At 72.7% G+C, this 19090-nt stretch carries 18 protein-coding genes and 1 pseudogene; 8 read left to right on the top strand and 11 right to left on the bottom strand.

Annotated elements, in window-relative coordinates; genetic code table 11:
* Positions 1 to 9: 9 nt before the first annotated feature.
* From ACSU6L_RS35500 to ACSU6L_RS35450, 11 genes and pseudogenes are all read right to left on the bottom strand, one after another.
* The gene (locus ACSU6L_RS35500; RefSeq protein ID WP_437063632.1) at positions 10 to 1209 is read right to left on the bottom strand and encodes an LLM class flavin-dependent oxidoreductase; all 1200 of its coding nucleotides are present in this window, start codon (positions 1207 to 1209) and stop codon (positions 10 to 12) included.
* A 76-nt stretch (positions 1210 to 1285) separates the two neighbouring features.
* On the bottom strand, positions 1286 to 2173 hold the full coding sequence (locus tag ACSU6L_RS35495) for a glutathione S-transferase C-terminal domain-containing protein (RefSeq protein ID WP_437063630.1): 888 nt from the start codon (positions 2171 to 2173) through the stop codon (positions 1286 to 1288).
* Positions 2174 to 2305: 132 nt separating this feature from the next.
* Complete coding sequence (locus ACSU6L_RS35490) at positions 2306 to 2431, bottom strand: hypothetical protein (RefSeq protein ID WP_274535985.1); 126 nt, start codon at positions 2429 to 2431, stop codon at positions 2306 to 2308.
* A 60-nt stretch (positions 2432 to 2491) separates the two neighbouring features.
* On the bottom strand, positions 2492 to 3598 hold the full coding sequence (locus ACSU6L_RS35485; protein WP_437063628.1) for an LLM class flavin-dependent oxidoreductase: 1107 nt from the start codon (positions 3596 to 3598) through the stop codon (positions 2492 to 2494).
* A gap of 63 nt (positions 3599 to 3661) precedes the next feature.
* Positions 3662 to 4219, bottom strand: coding sequence for an NADPH-dependent FMN reductase (ssuE, locus tag ACSU6L_RS35480; RefSeq protein ID WP_073944524.1), 558 nt, complete (start codon positions 4217 to 4219; stop codon positions 3662 to 3664).
* A gap of 35 nt (positions 4220 to 4254) precedes the next feature.
* Positions 4255 to 5235 (bottom strand): ABC transporter substrate-binding protein, encoded by a 981-nt coding sequence (locus ACSU6L_RS35475; RefSeq protein ID WP_437063626.1) that lies wholly within the window; start codon positions 5233 to 5235, stop codon positions 4255 to 4257.
* A gap of 38 nt (positions 5236 to 5273) precedes the next feature.
* Positions 5274 to 6026: an amino acid ABC transporter ATP-binding protein gene (locus tag ACSU6L_RS35470; protein ID WP_437065159.1), complete on the bottom strand. Its 753-nt coding sequence runs from the start codon at positions 6024 to 6026 to the stop codon at positions 5274 to 5276.
* A gap of 8 nt (positions 6027 to 6034) precedes the next feature.
* Positions 6035 to 7024, bottom strand: a complete 990-nt coding sequence (locus ACSU6L_RS35465; protein ID WP_437063624.1) for an amino acid ABC transporter permease — start codon at positions 7022 to 7024, stop codon at positions 6035 to 6037.
* A 3-nt stretch (positions 7025 to 7027) separates the two neighbouring features.
* Positions 7028 to 7972: an ABC transporter substrate-binding protein gene (locus ACSU6L_RS35460; RefSeq protein ID WP_437063622.1), complete on the bottom strand. Its 945-nt coding sequence runs from the start codon at positions 7970 to 7972 to the stop codon at positions 7028 to 7030.
* Positions 7969 to 8524: pseudogene (locus ACSU6L_RS35455) on the bottom strand (GNAT family N-acetyltransferase). Before ACSU6L_RS35455 ends, ACSU6L_RS35460 begins: the two are co-directional and overlap by 4 nt.
* A complete protein-coding gene (locus tag ACSU6L_RS35450) occupies positions 8521 to 9648 on the bottom strand; it encodes an LLM class flavin-dependent oxidoreductase (protein WP_437063620.1) in 1128 nt (375 codons plus the stop codon). The pseudogene ACSU6L_RS35455 and the gene ACSU6L_RS35450 overlap by 4 nt, the downstream one beginning before the upstream one ends.
* Positions 9649 to 10114: 466 nt before the next feature.
* Here ACSU6L_RS35450 and ACSU6L_RS35445 point away from each other — a divergent pair, with 466 nt between their 5' ends.
* The 8 genes from ACSU6L_RS35445 (at position 10115) to ACSU6L_RS35410 (ending at position 19082) form a co-directional block, all read left to right on the top strand.
* Positions 10115 to 11344 carry an acyl-CoA dehydrogenase family protein gene (locus tag ACSU6L_RS35445; protein WP_437063618.1) on the top strand — a complete coding sequence of 410 codons (1230 nt, stop codon included), beginning with the start codon at positions 10115 to 10117 and terminating at the stop codon, positions 11342 to 11344.
* Positions 11345 to 11429: 85 nt separating this feature from the next.
* Positions 11430 to 11888: an RrF2 family transcriptional regulator gene (locus ACSU6L_RS35440; protein ID WP_437063616.1), complete on the top strand. Its 459-nt coding sequence runs from the start codon at positions 11430 to 11432 to the stop codon at positions 11886 to 11888.
* Between the two features lie 127 nt (positions 11889 to 12015).
* Positions 12016 to 12123 carry a putative leader peptide gene (locus tag ACSU6L_RS35435; protein ID WP_437063614.1) on the top strand — a complete coding sequence of 36 codons (108 nt, stop codon included), beginning with the start codon at positions 12016 to 12018 and terminating at the stop codon, positions 12121 to 12123.
* Between the two features lie 113 nt (positions 12124 to 12236).
* On the top strand, positions 12237 to 13343 hold the full coding sequence (locus ACSU6L_RS35430) for an aliphatic sulfonate ABC transporter substrate-binding protein (RefSeq protein WP_437063613.1): 1107 nt from the start codon (positions 12237 to 12239) through the stop codon (positions 13341 to 13343).
* Positions 13344 to 13377: 34 nt separating this feature from the next.
* A complete protein-coding gene (locus ACSU6L_RS35425; protein WP_437063611.1) occupies positions 13378 to 14166 on the top strand; it encodes an ABC transporter ATP-binding protein in 789 nt (262 codons plus the stop codon).
* Entirely contained in the window at positions 14153 to 15034 is an 882-nt protein-coding gene (locus ACSU6L_RS35420) for an ABC transporter permease (RefSeq protein ID WP_437063609.1), read from the top strand. The genes ACSU6L_RS35425 and ACSU6L_RS35420 overlap by 14 nt, the downstream gene beginning before the upstream one ends.
* Positions 15035 to 15166: 132 nt before the next feature.
* Positions 15167 to 17023, top strand: coding sequence for a glycoside hydrolase family 15 protein (locus tag ACSU6L_RS35415; protein ID WP_437063607.1), 1857 nt, complete (start codon positions 15167 to 15169; stop codon positions 17021 to 17023).
* On the top strand, positions 17010 to 19082 hold the full coding sequence (locus ACSU6L_RS35410) for a SpoIIE family protein phosphatase (protein WP_437063605.1): 2073 nt from the start codon (positions 17010 to 17012) through the stop codon (positions 19080 to 19082). Before ACSU6L_RS35415 ends, ACSU6L_RS35410 begins: the two co-directional genes overlap by 14 nt.
* The last annotated feature ends 8 nt before the right edge of the window (positions 19083 to 19090 follow it).

The following is a 19090-nucleotide window of genomic DNA, read 5'->3' as shown; positions in this document are numbered from 1 at the left end:
CGCACTCCCTCAGGCGGCGTAGCGGTTGGCGGGGCGGGCGAGGCCGAGCAGCCCGCGCAGGGTGTCCGCCTCGTAGGCGTCCCGGAAGGCGCCTCGGCGCCGCAGTTCGGGTGCCAGCCGGCGGGTGATCCGCTCCAGGTCGTGGCCGATCACGCCGGGCCGCAGCCGGAAGCCGCTCAGACCGGCGGTCCGCAGCTCCAGCAGCCGGTCGGCGAGTTGGTCCGGGGTGCCGGTGAAGATCTCGGCGTCGCTGGTGTAGGGCTGTCCGGCGAGTTCGTCCAGACGGGCCTTGCGGTCCTCGGCGGCGCCGGGGTCGTCGTCGAGGAACACGACGAGGTCGCCGAAGACGTGCACCGGCTCCTGCGCGCGCCCCGCCGCGGCCTGGGCCTCGCGGATCTCGGCGACGGCGGCGCGGGCCTGGCCGGTGGTGTGCGCGGTGATGTAGCCGACGTCGGCCGAGCGGCCCACCAGCCGGTACGGGACGCCGCGGTGCGCGAGCGCGGTGACGACGGGCTGGCCCTGCGGCGGGCGGGGGGTGATCGAGGGGCCTTTGACGCTGAACCAGCGGCCCTCGAAGTCGACGTAGTGCAGCTTGTCGCGGTCGATGAAGCGGCCGGTGGTGACGTCGCGGATCTCGGCGTCGTCCTCCCAGCTGTCCCACAGGCGGCGCAGGACCTCGACGTAGTCGGCGGCCTCGTCGAGGAGTCCGTCGATCAGCTCCTCGCCGGCCGGGGTCTCCCACTCCTCGGCGGTGAGCCGCGGGATGGCGCGGCGGCCGAAGTGGTCCGCCTCGTTGCGCCGCGCGGTGACCTGGACGCGCAGTCCGGCACGGCCGGTGCCGGCGTAGTCGAGGGTGGCGATCGCCTTGGCTAGGTGGAAGGGCTCGGTGTGGGTGACGACCACGGTCGGCACCAGGCCTATGTGCCGGGTCAGGGGTGCGACGCGGGCGGCGACGAGGACGGCGTCCAGCCGGCCGCGGACCTGGTCGGTGCGGTCGTCCGGCTCGGCGAAGTCCGAGGACTGGAGCCCGAGTCCGTCCTCGAAGGTGACGAAGTCGAGCAGGCCGCGTTCGGCCTCGGTCACCAGGTCGGCCCAGTAGGCGGCGGTGAACAGGTCGTGCGGGCGGGCACTCGGTTCGCGCCAGGCGGCCGGGTGCCAGCCGGCGCCGTCCAGTGCGACGGCGAGGTGCAGGGGTGAGGATGCGGACACGGAGAGGGTGCCTTCCTGACGGGGCGTTGGGCGGGGGCCGGCCCAGGGGTGCCGGCCTCGGCGGTGGGATGTGGGTTCAGGGACAACAGAGCGGGGCGGGCCGGCCGGTCCCGTCCGCGGTGTGCGCCGCCCAGTCCAGGATCTGCACCGCCGCTCCGGCGGCCTCCAGGCCCTGGCAGCGGGCGTGGTGGCGGCGGGCGATGCCGGTGAGGTCGAGGCGGCGGCCGAACGCGGGGTGGGCGGCCAGCCGGCGGGCGTAGGCCCACAGGTTCGGATGGTCGGCGACGCGGTGGACCGCGTCGGCGTCCAGGTGCCGGCGGTGCACGGTGTCGAGCTGGACCAGCGCCACCCACACGTGCACGTCGGCGAGGGTCAGCCGGTCGCCCAGCACGAACTCCTGGAAGCCGAGCCGCCCTTCCCACTGCCGCAGGGTGCCCAGCAGCCGGGTGAGGGCGGTCCGCCGTGCCGCGGGGCCGGCGCCGGCCCGCCCGGCGTTCTGCGCGGCTTCGTGCACGCCGTACGCGCAGAGGTGCTCGACGGCCTCCGTCTCCGCCCACGCGCCGGGCGGGCACAGGTCGGAGCGGTCCCGGCCGAAGTGGCGGACCATGTCCCGCAGGATGTCCGGAGCGTGGCCGCTGACGATCCGTCCGGTCCAGTCGTCGCTCAGCACCGGCGCCGCGGTGGGGCCGGGATGGCGGTGCGCGCTGGCCTCGTACAGCGGGCGCAGGGCGGCGTGCCCGCCGTCGGGGCCGTCGGGCACGGCCGGCAGCAGGGTGACGGGCAGGGTCTGCTCCAGGCCGAGCAGGCTGTGGGCGATGGCGAGGCGCAGACCGTGCGGGCAGGACAGGGCGAGGTGGAGGCGGTAGCGGCGGGCGACGGCGTAGTAGCCGCTGCTCGCGTGGCAGCCGATCCTGCCCCGGAACGACGGCAGGGTCGGCAGGCTGGTCAGGGGTGCGGCGGGCATGTGTCTCCCTGGATCCGGATCCGGCTTCTAAGGGCGCGTGTTGGCGGCCGGCGGCGCACGGGAGGAGTCAGGGACGCGCGACGGTGCCTGCCCGTGTGCGAGGGGTCCGCGGTGCCGGTGGGCACCGTCGGTTCAGTGCCCCCGGCGGCCGGCCGCGCTGCAGACGCGCAGGAGATCGATGTGGCGGCGGGAGGTCAGGAGCAGAGCCGGCCGGCCCGCGCGCATCGCGCGGTCGGTGGACGACTCCGGACGCTCCATCTTTTCCTACCTGTCCGCTAGGGAATCTCTCCTGGAGTGTCAGCCCGTCGCCGGGTCCCGTCAAGAGGGCCCGGGGCGGGTCCACTGCCCGCGCGCGGCGAGGCGCGGCAGCACGTTCTCCCCGAACCAGTACGCCTCCTCCAGGTGCGGGTAGCCGGAGAGCACGAACTCGTCGATGCCGATCCCGTGGTACTCGGCGATCCGCTCGGCGACCTCGTCGTGGCTGCCGACCAGGGCCGTGCCCGCTCCCCCGCGCACCAGGCCGATGCCCGCCCACAGGTTGGGGTGGATCTCCAGGTCCGCGCGGTCCCCGCCGTGCAGGGCGACCATCCGCCGCTGCCCCTCGGACTCGCTGCGGGCGAGGCCTTCCTGCACGGCGGCGACGGTCTCGGGGGCGAACCCGTCGAGCAGCCGCTCCGCCTCGGCCCACGCCGCGACGGAGGTGTCGCGCGTGATGACGTGCAGGCGGATGCCGAAGCGGACGGACCGGCCCTCCTTCTCGGCGAGCGCCCGGATCCAGGCGGTCTTCTCCGCGACGGCGGCGGGCGGCTCGCCCCAGGTGAGATAGACGTCCGCGTGCCGGGCGGCGACCTCTCCGGCGGCGGGCGAGGAGCCTCCGAAGTAGATGTCGGGCCGCGGGTCCGGCAGCCGGGCGAGGCGTGCGTCCTCGACCCGCAGGTGCCGCCCCGTCAGGTCCACGCCACGGCCGTCCCACAGCTCGCGGACGATCGTCAGGAACTCGTCCGTGCGGGCGTACCGGGCGTCCTTGTCGAGGAAGTCGCCGTAGGCCCGCTGCTCCTTGCTCTCCCCGCCGGTGACGACGTTGAGCAGCAGCCGGCCGCCGCTGTGCCGCTGGAAGGTGGACGCCATCTGCGCGGCCAGCGTCGGGGAGACGAAGCCGGGCCGGAAGGCGACCAGGAACTTCAGCCGCTCGGTGTGCCGGCTGACCATGGCCGTGGTCAGCCAGGCGTCCTCGCACCAGGCGCCGGTGGGGGTCAGCGCGCCGGTGAAGCCGAGGTCCTCGGCGGCGCGGGCGATCTGGCTGAGGTAGCCGATCGTGGGCGGCCGGTCGCCGGCGCTCGCGGTGGCCGGGGTGCCGTGGCCGCCGCCGACGACATGCCGGCTGTCGCCGTTGGTGGGGAGGAACCAGTGGAAGGTGAGGCTCACGTGCTGCTCAGGCCTTTCGTGCGGCGTCGGCTGACGGGGCGTCGGCGGACGGGGGGCGCTCGCTCATCCGGCGGCCGCCAGGAAGGCCGTACGGCTGCCCAGGGCGGCGGAGAACTGGTCGACGACCTGCGCCAGGGCCTCGGCGGCGGCGGGGGCGACGGTGAGGGTGCCGTCGTCGGCCACGGCGATCTCCTTGTCCAGCGTGAACCAGCCCTGGACGATGTGCCCGGCGCCCATGGAGCTGAGCACCGGGCGCAGCGCGTAGTCGATGGCGAGGACGTGCGCGGTGGTGCCGCCGGTCGCCAGCGGCAGCACCGTCTTGCCGACCAGCCCGTACTGCGGGAGCAGGTCGAGCAGGGACTTCAGCAGCCCCGAGTAGGCGGCCTTGTAGACGGGCGTGCCGATCACGACCCCGTCGGCGTGGTCGAACAGCGCGAGCGCCTCGGCGATCGCCGGGTGCCGGACGTCCGCGCCGAGCAGGGCCTCGGCGGGCAGGGTGCGGACGTCCAGCGGGATCACCTCGTGCCCCTGGGCGGTGAGCCGCCGGTCCAGGTGGCGCAGCAGCCGGGCGGTGCGGGAGGTGGCGGAGGGGCTTCCGGAGACGGACAGGACGGTGGCCATGGCGGACCCTTCGAGGTGCGGGACGGGCGGGACGGCTACTGGTTGGTCTTGGGCAGGCCGGGCGGGTTGATCTCGGACCCCGGGACGGCCTCGTCGGACAGGCCCCAGCGCTTGAGCACCTGCGCGTAGGTGCCGTTGTCGATGACCTCGTCGAGCGCGGCGGAGAGCGGCTTCACCAGGCCGCTGTCCTTCTTGGTGGTGGCCGCGATGAGGCCCTGGAGCGTGGCGCCGGCCCCGGAGTAGGTGCCGACGACCTCGGTCTTGCCGGAGGTGGCCGCGTGGTAGGCGGCGGTCGGGTGGGGGCCGAGGTAGAGGTCGATGCGGCCGGACTGGAGGGCGAGGTAGGTGTCGCTGTCGTTCTGGTAGTACTTGATGTCCACCGGCTTCCGGCCGGCCTTCTCGTTCTCCTCGCTCCACTCGATGAGCAGCTTCTCCTGGTTGGTGCCGCTGCCCACGGCGACGGTCCGGCCCGCCACGTCCTCGGGGCCGTCGATCTTCAGGCCGCTGCCCTTCTTCGCCTCGAAGCCGAGGTTGTCCTCGCGGTAGGTGGCGAAGTCGTACTTCTCCTTGCGTTCCTCGGTGACGGTGATGTTGCTGAAGCCGACGTCGTACTTGGCGCTGTCGAGGCCGACGAAGATGTTCTCCCAGGAGACCGTGTTGACCTTCGGCTTCAGGCCGAGGACGTCGGCGACCAGGCGGGAGATGTCGGTCTCCACGCCGATGAGGGTCTTGTTGTCGGTGGCGTAGAAGTTCAGCGGCGCCGCCGAGGTGGAGGAGTAGACGATCTCCAGGGTGCCTCTCTCGCGGATCTCCTTCGGGACCTGGGCGGCTATGGAGTCGATCTTCCCGGTGGTGACGCGGTCCTGGTCGGGGCTGGTGTTGATCTTCGTCTTGGTGCCCTTGGTGTCCGCGACCTCGGTGGTGCCGCCGTCGTCGGGGTTGGCGCAGGCGGCGAGGACGAGAGCGGTGGCGAGTCCGAGGGCCGCTGCGGAGGTACGGCGGGTGAGCGTGGACACGGTGGTTCTCCTTGCGTGCGGTGAGGGTTGCGGGGTGGTCAGAGGACCTTGGAGAGGAAGGCGCGGGTGCGTTCGTGCCGCGGGGCGTCCAGGACGGCCGCGGGCGGCCCCTGCTCCACGACGACGCCGCCGTCCATGAACACCACGGTGTCGGCGACCTCGCGGGCGAAGCCGATCTCGTGGGTGACGACGATCATGGTGGTGCCGCCGGCGGCCAGGTCCTTGATGACGTCGAGGACTTCGCCGACGAGTTCCGGGTCGAGCGCCGAGGTGGGCTCGTCGAAGAGCAGCACCTTCGGTTCGAGGGCCAGCGCGCGGGCGATGGCGACGCGCTGCTGCTGGCCGCCGGACAGCTGACGCGGGTAGGCGTCCGCCTTGTCGGCGAGCCCGACCCGGTCGAGCAGCCGGCGGGCGGCCCGCTCCGCGTCCTTGCGCGGGCGGCGCAGCGCCGAGACGGGGGCCTCGACGATGTTCTCCAGCACGGTCAGATGCGGGAAGAGGTTGAAGTTCTGGAAGACGAACCCGATGTGGGTGCGCTGCTTCAGGACGTCCTTCTCCCGCAGCTCGTGCAGCTTGTCGCCGGAGCGGCGGTAGCCGATGAGTTCGCCGTCGATGCCGATCCAGCCGCGGTTGACCTTCTCCAGGTGGTTGATGGCGCGCAGCAGAGTGGACTTGCCGGAGCCGGACGGGCCGAGGATCACGGTGACCTCTCCGGCGCGGACCTGGAGGTCGACGCCGCGCAGCACCTCCAGCGGCCCGAAGCTCTTGTGGACGCCGTGGACGTCCACCATCACCTGACTCATCGGCTGTCTCCCAGGGGCTTGAGGGATACGACGGGCTGGTCGCGCCGGGCGGCCGCGGTGCGCAGGTCGCGGACGAGGCGCCGGGCGCGCTGGAGCGGGGTGGGCGGCGGGGTGCGGTCGGCGCCGCGGGCGAAGTGCCGTTCGACGTAGTACTGGGCGACCGAGAGCACGGAGGTCAGAACCACGTACCAGGCGGTGGCGACGAGCAGCAGCGGGATCACCCGGCCGTTGCGGCCGTAGATCACCTGCACCTGGTAGAACAGCTCGCCGATCGACATCACGTACACCACCGACGTGCCCTTCAGCAGGCCGATGATCTCGTTGCCGGCCGTGGGCAGGATGGCCCGCATGGCCTGCGGGAGCACGATCCGGCGGATCTGGCGCAGCCGGGGGATGCCGAGCGCCGCGGCTGCCTCCAGCTGCCCGTGGTCGACGGCGATGACACCGCCGCGGACGATCTCGGCCGCGTACGCCGCCTGATGCAGCGTCAGTCCGATGACGGCGGCGCCGATGGTGCCGATGAGGCTGTTGCTGTCCACGGACCAGAACACCGGCCCGAACGGGATGCCGACGCCGAGCCGCTCGTACAGGGCGCTCAGATTGAACCAGAACACCAGCTGGACGATCATCGGGATGGACCGGAAGACCCAGATGTACGTCCAGGCGACGGTCTGCAGCACCGGGCTGCGGGACAGGCGCATGAAGGCGAGCACGGTGCCGAGGAGGAAGCCCAGGACGGTGGCGTAGGCGGTGAGCTGGAGCGTCACCCACACGGCCTGGACGATGGTCTCGGACAGGATGTAGTCACGGAATACGTGCCACTCCCACACGGGGTTGGTGGCCAGCCCGTGCGCGAACTGGGCGACCAGCACGATCACGGCGGTGGCCGCCACCCACCGGGCGTAGTGGCGGACGGGGACGACCCTGAACTCGGCCGGTTCGCCGGCCAGTCGCTTCGTCGGTTCGGTCAAGGTGTCGCTGCTCATGGGTCACCTGTGCTCTGGCGGGTTGATCCGCGACGCGTCGATCGCGGAGGCGCTGGTACCCCACTTGTCGAGGATCCGGGCGTAGGTGCCGTTCTCGATCAGCTCATTGACCGCGGCCTGGAAGGCCTTGGTGAGCGGGGAGCCCTTCTGGAAGGCGAAACCGACGTCGAGCCGGTGGTACTCGCCGAGGAAGGCGGTCCGGGACGCGGGCTGGGACGCCTGGTAGCGCAGTCCGTTGATGGTCGACATGATCACGTCGATCCGGCCCTGCTGGAGCGCGGTGAGGCTCGCCGCGTTCTCCGAGTACACCTTCACGTCGTACGGCTTCTTGCCCGCCTCGGCGCACACGCCCTTCTCCGCTTCGAGGGTCGCCTCGAAGGTGGTGCCGGCGTTGGTGCCGACGGTCAGGCCGCACAGCTGGGTGAGGTCGGTGACCTTTCCTTCGAGTGCGGGGCTGTCCTTCCGGACGGCGAAGCCCTGGCCGTCGTTGATGTAGGTGACGAAGTCGACGCGCTTCAGGCGTTCGGTGGTGACGCCGAAGTTGCCGGTGCCGACGTCGAACTTGCCGCTGCCGAGCGCGGGCAGGATCGACTCGAACGACGCCTCCTGGCGCTCCAGCTTCACCCCGAGGACCTTGGCGACCGCGTCGGCGAGGTCGATGTCCTGGCCGGCGGGTGCCTTGTCGGAGCCGTTCGGGTAGTAGGCGCCGGGCGGGAGTCCGATGGAGCTGCCGACCCGCAGGGTGCCCGACTTCCGCACGTCGGCGGGCAGCAGGGCGGCGATGGAGTCCACCTTGCGCACGGCGGCGACCGGGTCGTCGGTCGGCGCGGGGGACGGCTGCGCGCCCACCGCGGTGGTGCCGGTGGTGCCGCCGGAGCCGCAGGCGGTCAGCGCGAGGACCGGCAGGAGCGCGAGGCCGAGTGCGGACACGGTGCGTCGTAGGTTCACGGGGTGGCTGCCTTTCCGGTGGCGGCTGTGGTGCGGGCGGTGTGCGGCAGGTGTTTCTCGAAGGGCAGCGGGCCGATGGTCTCCGGATCGGCGTGCGTGTCGAAGAGCGGGGTGTAGCCGGTCGCCAGGTACAGGCCGCGCGCCTCGGGCTGGCGCGGGCCGGTGGTCAGGTAGACGCGTCGGTAGCCGCGGGCGAGCGCCTCGCGTTCCAGCTCGGCGACGACCCGCCGGGCGAGGCCGCGCCGCCGGTGGGCGGAGTGCGTCCGGATCCTCCCCCAGACTCCGTCCGGGGGGGACCCCCATCCGTTCGGCCGTGCCGGCGTCGTACCGGCGGAACGCGCCGCCCGCGACGGGTTCGCCGCCCTCGAGGAGCAGCAGGAGGACACCGCCGTACCGGGCCGTGAACTCCTCGTCCGGGTAGCGGGCGCGTTCGGCGTGGGCGTCCTTGCCGTAGCGGGTGGAGTACTCGTCGCCGGGTTCGCGCAGCAGCGGCCGGACTCTGGGGTCGCAGACCGGGACCCGAACGACGGTCAGGTCGGGGGCGGACGTCATTCCCCCACCGCCGCCAGGGTCTGGGTGCCGCGGGCGGCGCGTTCGGCGTCGCGCTTGGCGACCTCCTCGCGGACGATCGGGATCACGTACCGGCCGAAGTCGATGGCGTCGCCCAGCAGGTCGTAGCCGCGGGCGGAGAGGATGTCGACGCCGAGGTCGTAGTAGTCGAGGAGGGCCTGAGCGACCGTCTCCGGGGTGCCGACCAGGGCGTTGGAGTTGCCCGCGCCGCCCGTGGCGGCGGCCGTCGGGGTCCACAGGGCGCGGTCGTAGCGCTCCCCCGCCTCCGCGATGGCGATCAGCCGCTGGGAGCCGGTGTTCTGCGGGGCACCGCTGCGGTGGTGGCGGACGAGTCCGGCCTCGCGGCGCTCGCGGATGGCCCCGACCGTGCGGTGGGCCTTCTCCCAGGCGAGTTCCTCGGTGGGGGCGATGATCGGCCGGAACGCCACCTGGATGCGGGGCACGTCGGTGCGGCCGGCCGCCCGCGCCGCGGCCTTCACGGCCTCGATCTGCTCGGCCGTCCTCTCCAGGGGTTCGCCCCACAGGCAGTAGATGTCGGCCTCGGCGCCGCCCGCGGCGTACGCGGCGGGTGAGGAGCCGCCGAACGAGACGCCGGGGCGGGGGTGTTGCACCGGGAAGACGTCGCTGACGAAGTCGTGGAAGCGGTAGTGCTCGCCCTCGTGGTCGAAGGGCTTGTGGGTCGTCCAGATCTTCTTGACGATCCGGATGTACTCGCGGGTGCGCTCGTAGCGCTGGTCCTTGGTGAGGGTGTCGCCCTCGCGGCCCTGCTCGTGGTCGTTCCCGCCGGTGATGAAGTGCACCGTCAGCCGGCCCTCGCTGATCTGGTCGAGGGTGGCGAAGGTCTTCGCGGCGAACGTCGGGTACGAGACGTTGGGGCGGTGGGCGAGCAGGATCTGCAGCCGCTCCAGCCTGCTCGCGACGTAGGCGGCGGCCGGCGCGGGGTCCGGGGATCCCGAGCCGTAGGCGAACAGCACCCGGTCCCAGCCGTGGTCCTCGTGCGCCCGGGCGAGCCGGAGCGTGTACTCCTTGTCGAAGGCGGCACCGGAGCGCGGGGTGGTTTCGGAGCCGTCGTTGGTGGCGGCGATGCCAAGGAACTCCACGGGCATGGGAGAGGGCCTTTCCTCGGGTTCGCTGAGGCGGCGCCGTGCCGTGCGGGGCGTGCGGGCACGGCACCGCGGCCTCAGTGCGGAACCGGGTGGTGAACGTGGTGAACGGGTGCGGCGACGCCGGGGCGTGGGCCGGCGGCGCGGCGGGAGAGCGGCAACACGGGTGCCGGGAACGAGGAGTCCGGCCCGCTTACGGGATGGGCCGGGAAAGAGAGGGGGCCGGTCGGCCGACCCGCTGCCGCGTCAGGCGCAACACGCCGCGGACCACACCCGACCGAAGTCGATGTGGCCACGGGTGACCAGGCGCTGCTCGGCATTCATGCGATTAATTGAGCAGTACATCGCACGTCCCGTCAACTGCGGCCCGTATGCCGGACGACCCCTACGAGCCGCCTTCCCCAGATTTCCTATCGATTTACTAGGAAAGTATTGACGGTGCCTCAGAACGCTGCGCAGGATGAGGCACATGCCCACTGCCCCTGCGCCGTCCCAGCCCGCCGCGGAGCCCGAGCGAACCGGGCCCGGCCGTGCGCACTGGCTGCGCGTCACCCGTGAGACGGCGGACGACCTGGCCACCGACGCGGTGGTCCGGGAACAGGCCGGCAAGGCCCCGTTCGACGAGGTGTCGCGGCTGCGCGAGGCGGGGCTGCTGACCCTGCTGATACCGGCGGCACTCGGCGGAGGCGGCGCGGACTGGCCCACGGCCTGCGCCGTCGTGCGGGAGATCGCTGCGGCCGACGGCGCCATCGGCCAACTGCTGGGCTCGCACTACTTCCTGTCGTGGAGCGCCCGGTTCCTCGGCGACCCCGTCTGCGCCGACCGGCTCGGCCGGCGGTCCGCGGCGGAGCAGTGGTGCTGGGGCGGCGGCCTGGCCCGCCAGGAGCCGCAGTTGGCTCTGGCCCCCACCGCCGGCGGCCATGTGCTGGACGGCCGCCAGAGCTACGTCACCGGAGTGCTGGTGGCCGACCGCGTCGTCGTACGGGCCATGCGCACGGACATGGCCGAACCGGTCGCCGTCCTCGTCGACCCGGCCGCCCCCGGCGTGCGGATCGACAACGATGCCGACCCCTTCGGCCAGCGGCTCGCGGCCGGCGGCAGCATGGAGTTCGACGCCGTGCCGGTCGCCGCCGAGGACGTCCTCGGCTCGCTGTCCGCGGAGGAGGAGGCGCTGTCGCCGCGCGCCGCCCTGGTGTCGCCGGTCGGGCGGCTGCTGTCCGCCCAGCTCCAGCTCGGCATGGCCGAGGGCGTGCTCTCCGAAGCCCGGGAGTACGGCAGAGCGGGTCACGCGCCCTGGCACCCCGCCTGGCCGGTCGGCTCCCCGCACGACCCGCACGTACTGACCGCCTTCGGTGAGCTGACGGTCCTCACCCGCGCCGCCTCCGCCCTCACCGATCAGGCCCTGGCCGCGGTGTGCGACGGACTGGCCCGCGGCGACGACCTCACCTTCGAGGAGCACGCGGAGACCGCCGTCCTGGTGGCCATGGCCGAGGCCGCGGCCACCCGGGCCGCGCAGGAGTCGACCAGCCGGGCCCTGGACATCGTCGGCGCCCGCTCGACCTCCGCCCGGCTGGGCTTCGACCGCTTCTGGCGCAACGCCCGCACCCACACCCTCTACGAGCCCACGGCCCATCGCCTCCGCGATGTCGGGGACTACTTCCTGAACGGCGCGCACCCGCCGTTCGCCCTGCCGATCTGACACCGGTCGGCGACGGGGGCGGGGCGGGCCACGGGTCCCCGTGCCCCCTACGGAGAGCGGCCGGGACCTGCGGGATAATGGCCGTATGCGGATCTCAGCCAGGGCGGATTACGCGGTACGAGCCGCGCTGCAACTCGCCGCGTCCCGGGACGACGGGCCACTGAAGGCCGAGGCGATCGCGGCCGCCCAGGACATTCCGCACAAGTTCCTCGAAAGCATCCTCAACGACATGCGGCGCGGCGGCCTCGTGCTGAGCCAGCGCGGCGGCAACGGCGGCTACCGGCTGGCCAAGCCCGCCGACGCCATCAGCATCGCCGACGTGATCCGCACCGTGGACGGACCGCTGGTCTCGGTGCGCGGCGTCCGCCCGCCGGAGCTGTCCTACACCGGCCCCGCCGAATCACTTCTGCCGCTGTGGATCGCGCTGCGATCAAATGTGCGAGAGATCCTGGAGGGCGTATCGCTCGCCGACGTCGCGTCGGCGCAGCTACCTGCGGATGTGTCCGCGCTGACCCATGCGCCGGACGCCTGGGTGAACCCCTGATTCCGCCTGCATCCCAAGTTATGGGATGACAATGTCCATCATTTGAAAAGCCCCTTGGGGTGCGGGCACCCTTCTGCCACGATCCCTAGCAACCAGGTAGGAAAACTAGGAATCCAGGGGGGTCGTCATGCGTGCGCTCACGTTCAGCCCCGCCGCTCCTCTCCTGCCTCGTCTGACCTCGCGTCGCCACATCGATCTCGGCCGCGTCTCCAGCGCGATCTGTCGGCTCGTCTGAGCCCTTCCGCAGCTCCACGGCGCCCCACGCAGAGCCCTGTCGCGCCCCCCACGGGCATGCCGCCCCGCTTTTCTCGCGCTTCCCTGATCACCCTTCCCTGAGAGGACACCTCCGTGTCTGCCGCAAGACCGCTCAACGCTCTCCGCGCCCTCGCCGCCATAGCGACGCTCCCCCTTCTGCTGACCGCCTGCGGCTACGGCGCCGAGTCCAAGGACGACAACCCGCAGGCCGAGGTCGCGGCCGACGCCGAGAAGCTCTCCGCGGACCGGGTGCGCATCGGCTACTTCCCCAACCTCACCCACGGCACCGCACTCGTCGGCCGTGAGAAGGGCATCTTCCAGAAGGAACTGGGCGGCACCAAGGCCGAGTACGCCACCTTCAACGCCGGCCCGTCGGAGATCGAGGCGCTGAACTCCAAGTCGATCGACATCGGCTGGATCGGCCCCTCCCCCGCGATCAACGGCTACACCAAGTCCAACGGCCAGAACCTGCGCATCATCGGCGGTTCGGCGTCCGGCGGCGTGAAGCTCGTCGTCAACCCGGACAAGATCAAGTCCCTGAAGGACGTCAAGGGCAAGAAGATCGCCACCCCGCAGCTCGGCAACACCCAGGACGTGGCGTTCCTCAACTGGATCGCCGAGCAGGGCTGGAAGGTCGACGCGGAGAGCGGCAAGGGCGACGTGTCCGTCGTCCGCACCGACAACAAGGTCACCCCGGACGCCTACAAGTCCGGCTCCATCGACGGCGCCTGGGTGCCGGAGCCGACCGCGTCGAAGCTGGTCGCCGAGGGCGCCGAGGTGCTGCTCGACGAGGCCGACCTGTGGCCCGACAAGCAGTTCGTGATCACGAACATCATCGTGTCCCAGGACTTCCTGAAGAAGCACCCGGACGTCGTCGAGGCGGTGCTGCGCGGTGCCGTGAAGAGCAACGAGTGGATCAACGCCAACCCGGACGAGGCGAAGGCCGCCGCCAACGACGCGCTCGAGCGTGACTCCGGCAAGGCGCTGCCCGCCGAGGTCATCGACCCGGCCTGGAAGTCGATCACGTTCCTCGACGACCCGCTGGCCGCCACCCTCGACACCGAGGCCGCGCACGCCGTGAAGGCCGGCCTGCTGGAGGAGCCGGACCTGAAGGGCATCTACGACCTCACGCTCCTCAACAAGGTCCTCGCGGCCGAGGGCGCCGAGAAGGTCGACGACGCCGGTCTCGGCGCCAGCTGACGCACACCCGACGAGTTCCCAGGAGGTGACGACCATGGCCACCGCATCGGCCCCGGTCAAGGAGCACGCCCCGGCGACACCGTACGCCGCCCGGATCGACCACGTCTCGAAGTCGTTCCCGGGCCCCGCCGGGCGGCAGCTCGTGCTGGACGACATCAGCCTCGATGTCGCACCCGGCGAGTTCGTCACCCTCCTGGGCGCCTCGGGCTGCGGCAAGTCCACCCTGCTCAACCTGGTCGCCGGACTGGACGAGCCGTCCGCCGGGTCCATCGGGACCGACGGCCGCCCGGCCCTGATGTTCCAGGACCACGCCCTCTTCCCCTGGCTGACTGCCGGTCAGAACATCGAACTCGCGCTGAAGCTGCGCGGGGTCGCCAAGGCCGAGCGCCGGCCGGAGGCGGAACGGCTGCTGGAGCTCGTACGCCTGCGGGACGCGCACGGCAAGCGGGTGCACGAACTGTCCGGCGGTATGCGCCAGCGCGTCGCGATGGCGCGTGCTCTCGCGCAGGACAGCCGGCTGCTGCTGATGGACGAGCCGTTCGCCGCCCTGGACGCCATCACCCGGGACGTGCTGCACGACGAGCTGACCCGGATCTGGCGCGAGACCGGCCTGTCCGTGCTGTTCGTGACGCACAACGTGCGTGAGGCGGTACGGCTCGCCCAGCGCGTGGTGCTGCTGTCCTCCCGCCCGGGCCGGATCGCCCGCCAGTGGACCGTGGACATCCCACAGCCGCGCCGCATCGAGGACAGCGAGGTCGCCGAGCTGTCCCGAGAGATCACCGAAGAACTGCGTGGGGAGATCCGCCGCCATGGCCAGCACTGACACACCCGCCAAGGACGACCTCGCCGGCCTGGAGGCCGGGCTGGACGCCCTGGACTCGGTCCAGGTCAGCCGTACGCCGCTGCGGACCACCCTGACCCGCAAGGTGCTGCCGCCCGTCAGCGCCGTCGCGCTGGTGCTGGCGGTCTGGCAGCTGCTGGTGTGGGCCGGGGCCGCCCCCGCCTACAAGCTGCCCTCACCCGGCGCCGTCTGGGCGGAGGTGGAGACCGCCTGGCTCCAGGGCACCCTCCTCGACTACATCTGGACGTCCGTCTCGCGCGGCCTGCTCGGCTTCCTGCTGGCGCTGGCCATCGGCACGCCGCTCGGTCTGCTGGTCGCCCGGGTCGGTTTCGTCCGGGCGGCCATCGGGCCGATCCTGTCCGGACTGCAGTCGCTGCCGTCGGTGGCCTGGGTGCCGCCGGCCGTGATCTGGCTCGGCCTGAACGACTCCATGATGTACGCCGTGATCCTGCTCGGCGCGGTCCCGTCCATCGCCAACGGCCTGGTCGCGGGCATCGACCAGATCCCGCCGCTGTTCCTGCGCGCCGGCCGGACGCTGGGCGCGACCGGGCTGCGCGAGGCCTGGCACATCGTGCTGCCGGGTGCCCTGCCCGGCTACCTGGCGGGGCTGAAGCAGGGCTGGGCGTTCTCCTGGCGGTCCCTGATGGCCGCGGAGATCATCGCCTCCTCCCCCGACCTCGGCGTCGGGCTCGGCCAGCTGCTGGAGAACGGCCGGAACAACGCCAGCATGTCGCAGGTGTTCCTGGCGATCTTCCTGATCCTGCTCGTGGGCATCGCCATCGACCTGCTGATCTTCAGCCCGCTGGAGCGGCGGGTGCTGCGCGGCCGGGGCCTGCTGGCGAAGGGCTGAGCGCGGCGGCGCGACGGCGGACGCGTCACCTCTGCGGCCTACCCCCGTTGGTCGCGGGGCGGCCGTCGCCCGGAAGGTGGAGAGGCGGGGCAGCGCGAGCGGGCCCCGCCATCCGTCCGAAAGGTGCCGGGCATGCGCCGCTACCCTCCCATCGCCGAGCACGGCCTGATCGGTGACCTCCAGACCTGTGCCCTGGTGTCCTCGGAGGGCGTCCTGAACTGGCTCTGCTGGCCACGGTTCGACTCGCCGAGCGTCTTCGCCGCGCTGCTGGACCACGACCGCGGCGGGCATTTCACGATCACGGCCGACGCGCCCGGCGTCACCGTCCGCCAGCTCTACCTCGCCGACACCGCCGTCCTGATCACCCGGTTCCTCACGCCGGACGGCGTGGGCGAGCTGGCCGACTTCATGCCGGTCGACCGGCCGGAGGAGGCGAGCCGGCGGCACCGGGTGATCCGCGTGATGCGGACGGTCCGGGGCACGGTGCGGTTCGCCCTGGAGTGCCGTCCGCGCTTCGACTACGGGCGGGAGCGGCACGAGCTGGAGGCGGACACCGCCGAGGCCCGCTTCCGCGGCCGGTCGGTGACGGCGTATCTGCAGACCCTCGGTGCGGTACCGCTGCGGCGGGACGGCGACGGGGTCCGCGCCGCCGCGACCCTGTCCGCGGGGCAGGTGGCCGCCGCCGTCCTCACCCTGGACGACTCCCGCAGCCCGGCACCGGAGCGGGTCACCGGGGACGGGCTGCGGGCGGAGTTCGCCGCGGTGCGGGAGTTCTGGCACGGCTGGATCGGCCGCAGCCGCTACCGGGGCCGCTGGCAGGAGCAGGTGAACCGGTCCGCGATCACCCTGAAACTCCTCACCTACGCGCCCACCGGCGCCCCCGTCGCCGCCGCCACGACGGGCCTGCCCGAACAGGTCGGCGGCGAACGCAACTGGGACTACCGCCACACCTGGGTGCGGGACGCCTCGCTGTCCGTGCGGGCCCTGCTCGACCTGGGCTTCGGCGACGAGGCCCACGCCTTCCGGCACTGGCTGGGCGACCGGTTGCGGCTGGGCGACACGGTCAGCGGCGAACCGCTGCAGATCATGTACCGCGTCGACGGCGATCCCCGGCTGCCGGAGCAGCAACTGGACCATTTCGAGGGCTGGCGCGGCTCGGCACCGGTACGGATCGGGAACGCGGCGGCCGGGCAGCTCCAGATGGACATCTACGGGGAGGCCGTGTTCGCGCTCAGCCAGGGCCCCGACCTCGGCAGCGCGGGCGGCTACGAGGCGTGGCAGCGGTTCGCCGCGCTGATCGACTGGCTGTGCGACCACTGGGACCGCCCCGACGAGGGGATCTGGGAGACGCGCGGCGGGCAGCGCGACTTCACCTACAGCCGGGTGATGTGCTGGGTCGCCTTCGACCGCGCCATCCGGCACGCCACGGCCTTCGCCCGCCCCGCCGACGTGCCCCGCTGGACCGCCGCCCGCGACGCGGTCTTCCGGCAGGTGATGGAGCGGGGCTGGAGCCCGGAGCGGCAGGCGTTCGTCCAGCACTACGACAGCCAGGTGCTGGACGCGTCGCTGCTGCTGATGCCGCTCGTCGGCTTCATCGCCCCGAAGGACCCGCGCTGGCTGTCCACCCTGGACGCCATGGACGCCGAGCTGGTCGCCGACAGCCTGGTCCACCGCTACGACCCCGCGGCCTCCCCCGACGGACTGCGCGGCGCGGAGGGCACCTTCTCGCTGTGCAGCTTCCTGTACGTCGACGCCCTCGCCCGCGCGGGGCGGCTGGAGCAGGCCCGGTACGCCTTCGACAAGATGCTCACCTACGCCAACCATGTCGGTCTGTTCGCCGAGGAGATCGGCCCGACGGGCGAACAGCTCGGCAACTTCCCGCAGGCGTTCACGCACCTGGCGCTGATCATCGCGGCCATGGCGCTGGACGCGGAGCTGGACGCCGCCGGCCCCGCGGCCGGAGCGGGATCCGGCCATGCCCGGCCCTGACTCCGGGGAGCTGCCCGCCGCCGTGCTGGAGGCTCTGTTCACCCAGGCGCCGGTGGGGCTGTACGTCTTCGACGAGCAGCTGCGGGTGGTGCGGTACAACCGCGCCGGGCCCTGGGTGCGCGGGCTGTCGGAGGAGTCCGTCCTGGGCAAGCGGCTCGACGAGGTCGCGGAGGGCTTCGACGATCCGGAGTTCCCCGAACTGGCCCGCCGGGTGCTGGCGGGCGAGTCGCGGGTCCAGGACCGGCTGCTGCGCGGCCGGCCACCGACGGCCCCGGACCAGGAGGCGGTGGTCTCGGTGTCGGTGTTCCGGGTGCGGCCCGGCGGCGGACCCGTGCTGGGCGTCGCCGTCGCCCAGGACGTGACCGCCCGGCAGCGGGTCGCGGACCGGCTGGAGATCCTGCACGACGCGCACCGGGCGATCGGCACCAGCCTGGACATGCGGGCGACGGCGGAGGCGCTCGCCGACGTGGTGGTGGGCCGGTTCGCCGACGCGGTCTCGGTGGACGTGCTGGACGAGGCGGTACGCGGGGCGCGGCCGCCCGCGGGGCCGGTCGACGCGGACGTGCCGTTGCGGCGGGTGGTGTTCCGCTCGGTGGACGGCGGCCCGGCCCGGCCGCGGTCGGGCGCGCTGTCCACCTTCCCGTTCCCGACGCCGTTCACCCAGAGCCTGCGGGACGCGGCACCCCGCCTGGTCGCGCGGCTGACGCCGGACGAGCCGTGGCTCGCGGCCGACCCGGAACGGGCCCGGCGGCTGACCGAGGCGGGCGTCCACTCGTTCCTGGTGACCCCGCTGGTGGTGCGCGGCACCGTCCTCGGCATCACCGCCCACTACCGGCACCGCGATCCCCGCCCGTTCGACGAGGAGGACCTGGCGCTGGCCGAACAGCTCGCCCGGCGTACCGCGCTGAGCATCGACAACGCCCGCAGCTACGCCTACGAACGCGGCATCGCGAGCGCCCTGCAACGCCAGCTGCTGCCCCGTACGCCGCCTCCGTTGACGGCCGTGGAGACCGCGCCGCTGCATCTGCCGGGCACGACCGGGGCGGGCGGCGACTGGTACGACGTCATCCCGCTGTCCGGCGCCCGGGTCGCCCTGACGGTCGGTGACGTCACCGGCAGCGGCATCGAGGCCGCGGCCGCCATGGGCCGGCTGCGGACCGCGCTGCTGGCCCTGGCGACACGGGACCTGGCACCGGAGGAGGTGCTGGCCTGCCTCGACGACATCACCACCGAACTGGCGCCCGAGCACGGCGAGCCGGTCACCGCGTCCTGCCTGTACGCCGTGTTCGACCCGATCACTCGTGCCTGCACCGCGGCAAGCGCCGGACACGCGCCCCCGGTGGCCGTCGGACCGGAGGGCGACCCGATCCGGTTCGCCGTACCGGCCGGCCCGCTGCTCGGAACCCGCCGGGGTGGCTACGAACCGGCCGACGTGACGCTCCCGGACGGCGCCACGCTGGCCTTCTACACCAACGGCCTCGTACCCTCGACGCCCGGCCCGGACACCGAGGCGGCCAGGGCCACCCTGCACCGCGTCCTGGCCCAGTCCGGCCGCACCCCGCGCCAGCTCGCCGACGACGTCGTGTACGCCATGATGCGGGAGCCCGTCGAGGACGACGCCGTACTGCTGATCGCCCGCACTCGGGGGCTGGACGAGGACCACGTCGCCGAGTGGACCCTGCCCGCCGACCCGGCCGTCGTCGGCACCGCGCGGCGCCTCGCCGCGCACCAGTTGACGGCGTGGGGGCTGGACGACCTGGCCTTCACCACGGAACTGATCGTCACCGAGCTGCTCACCAACGCCCTCCGCTACGGCACCCCGCCGATCCGGCTGCGGATGATCCGCGACCGCACCCTGGTCTGCGAGGTCTCCGACGGCAGCAGCACCGCCCCCTACCTGCGGCACGCCCGTGTCACCGACGAGGGCGGCCGGGGTCTCGGGCTCGTCGCGCAGCTCACGGGCCGTTGGGGCACCCGCTTCGGCCACCGCGGCAAGACGATCTGGTGCGAGCAGCCGCTGGAGGACGGCGACGAGCCGGGGACGGCCCGGGCTGACTGACGCCGGGC

It is taken from the genome of Streptomyces sp. enrichment culture (genome assembly GCF_964272855.1).
GTDB lineage: Bacteria > Actinomycetota > Actinomycetes > Streptomycetales > Streptomycetaceae > Streptomyces.
This window is presented reverse-complemented; position numbering and strand designations above follow the sequence as displayed.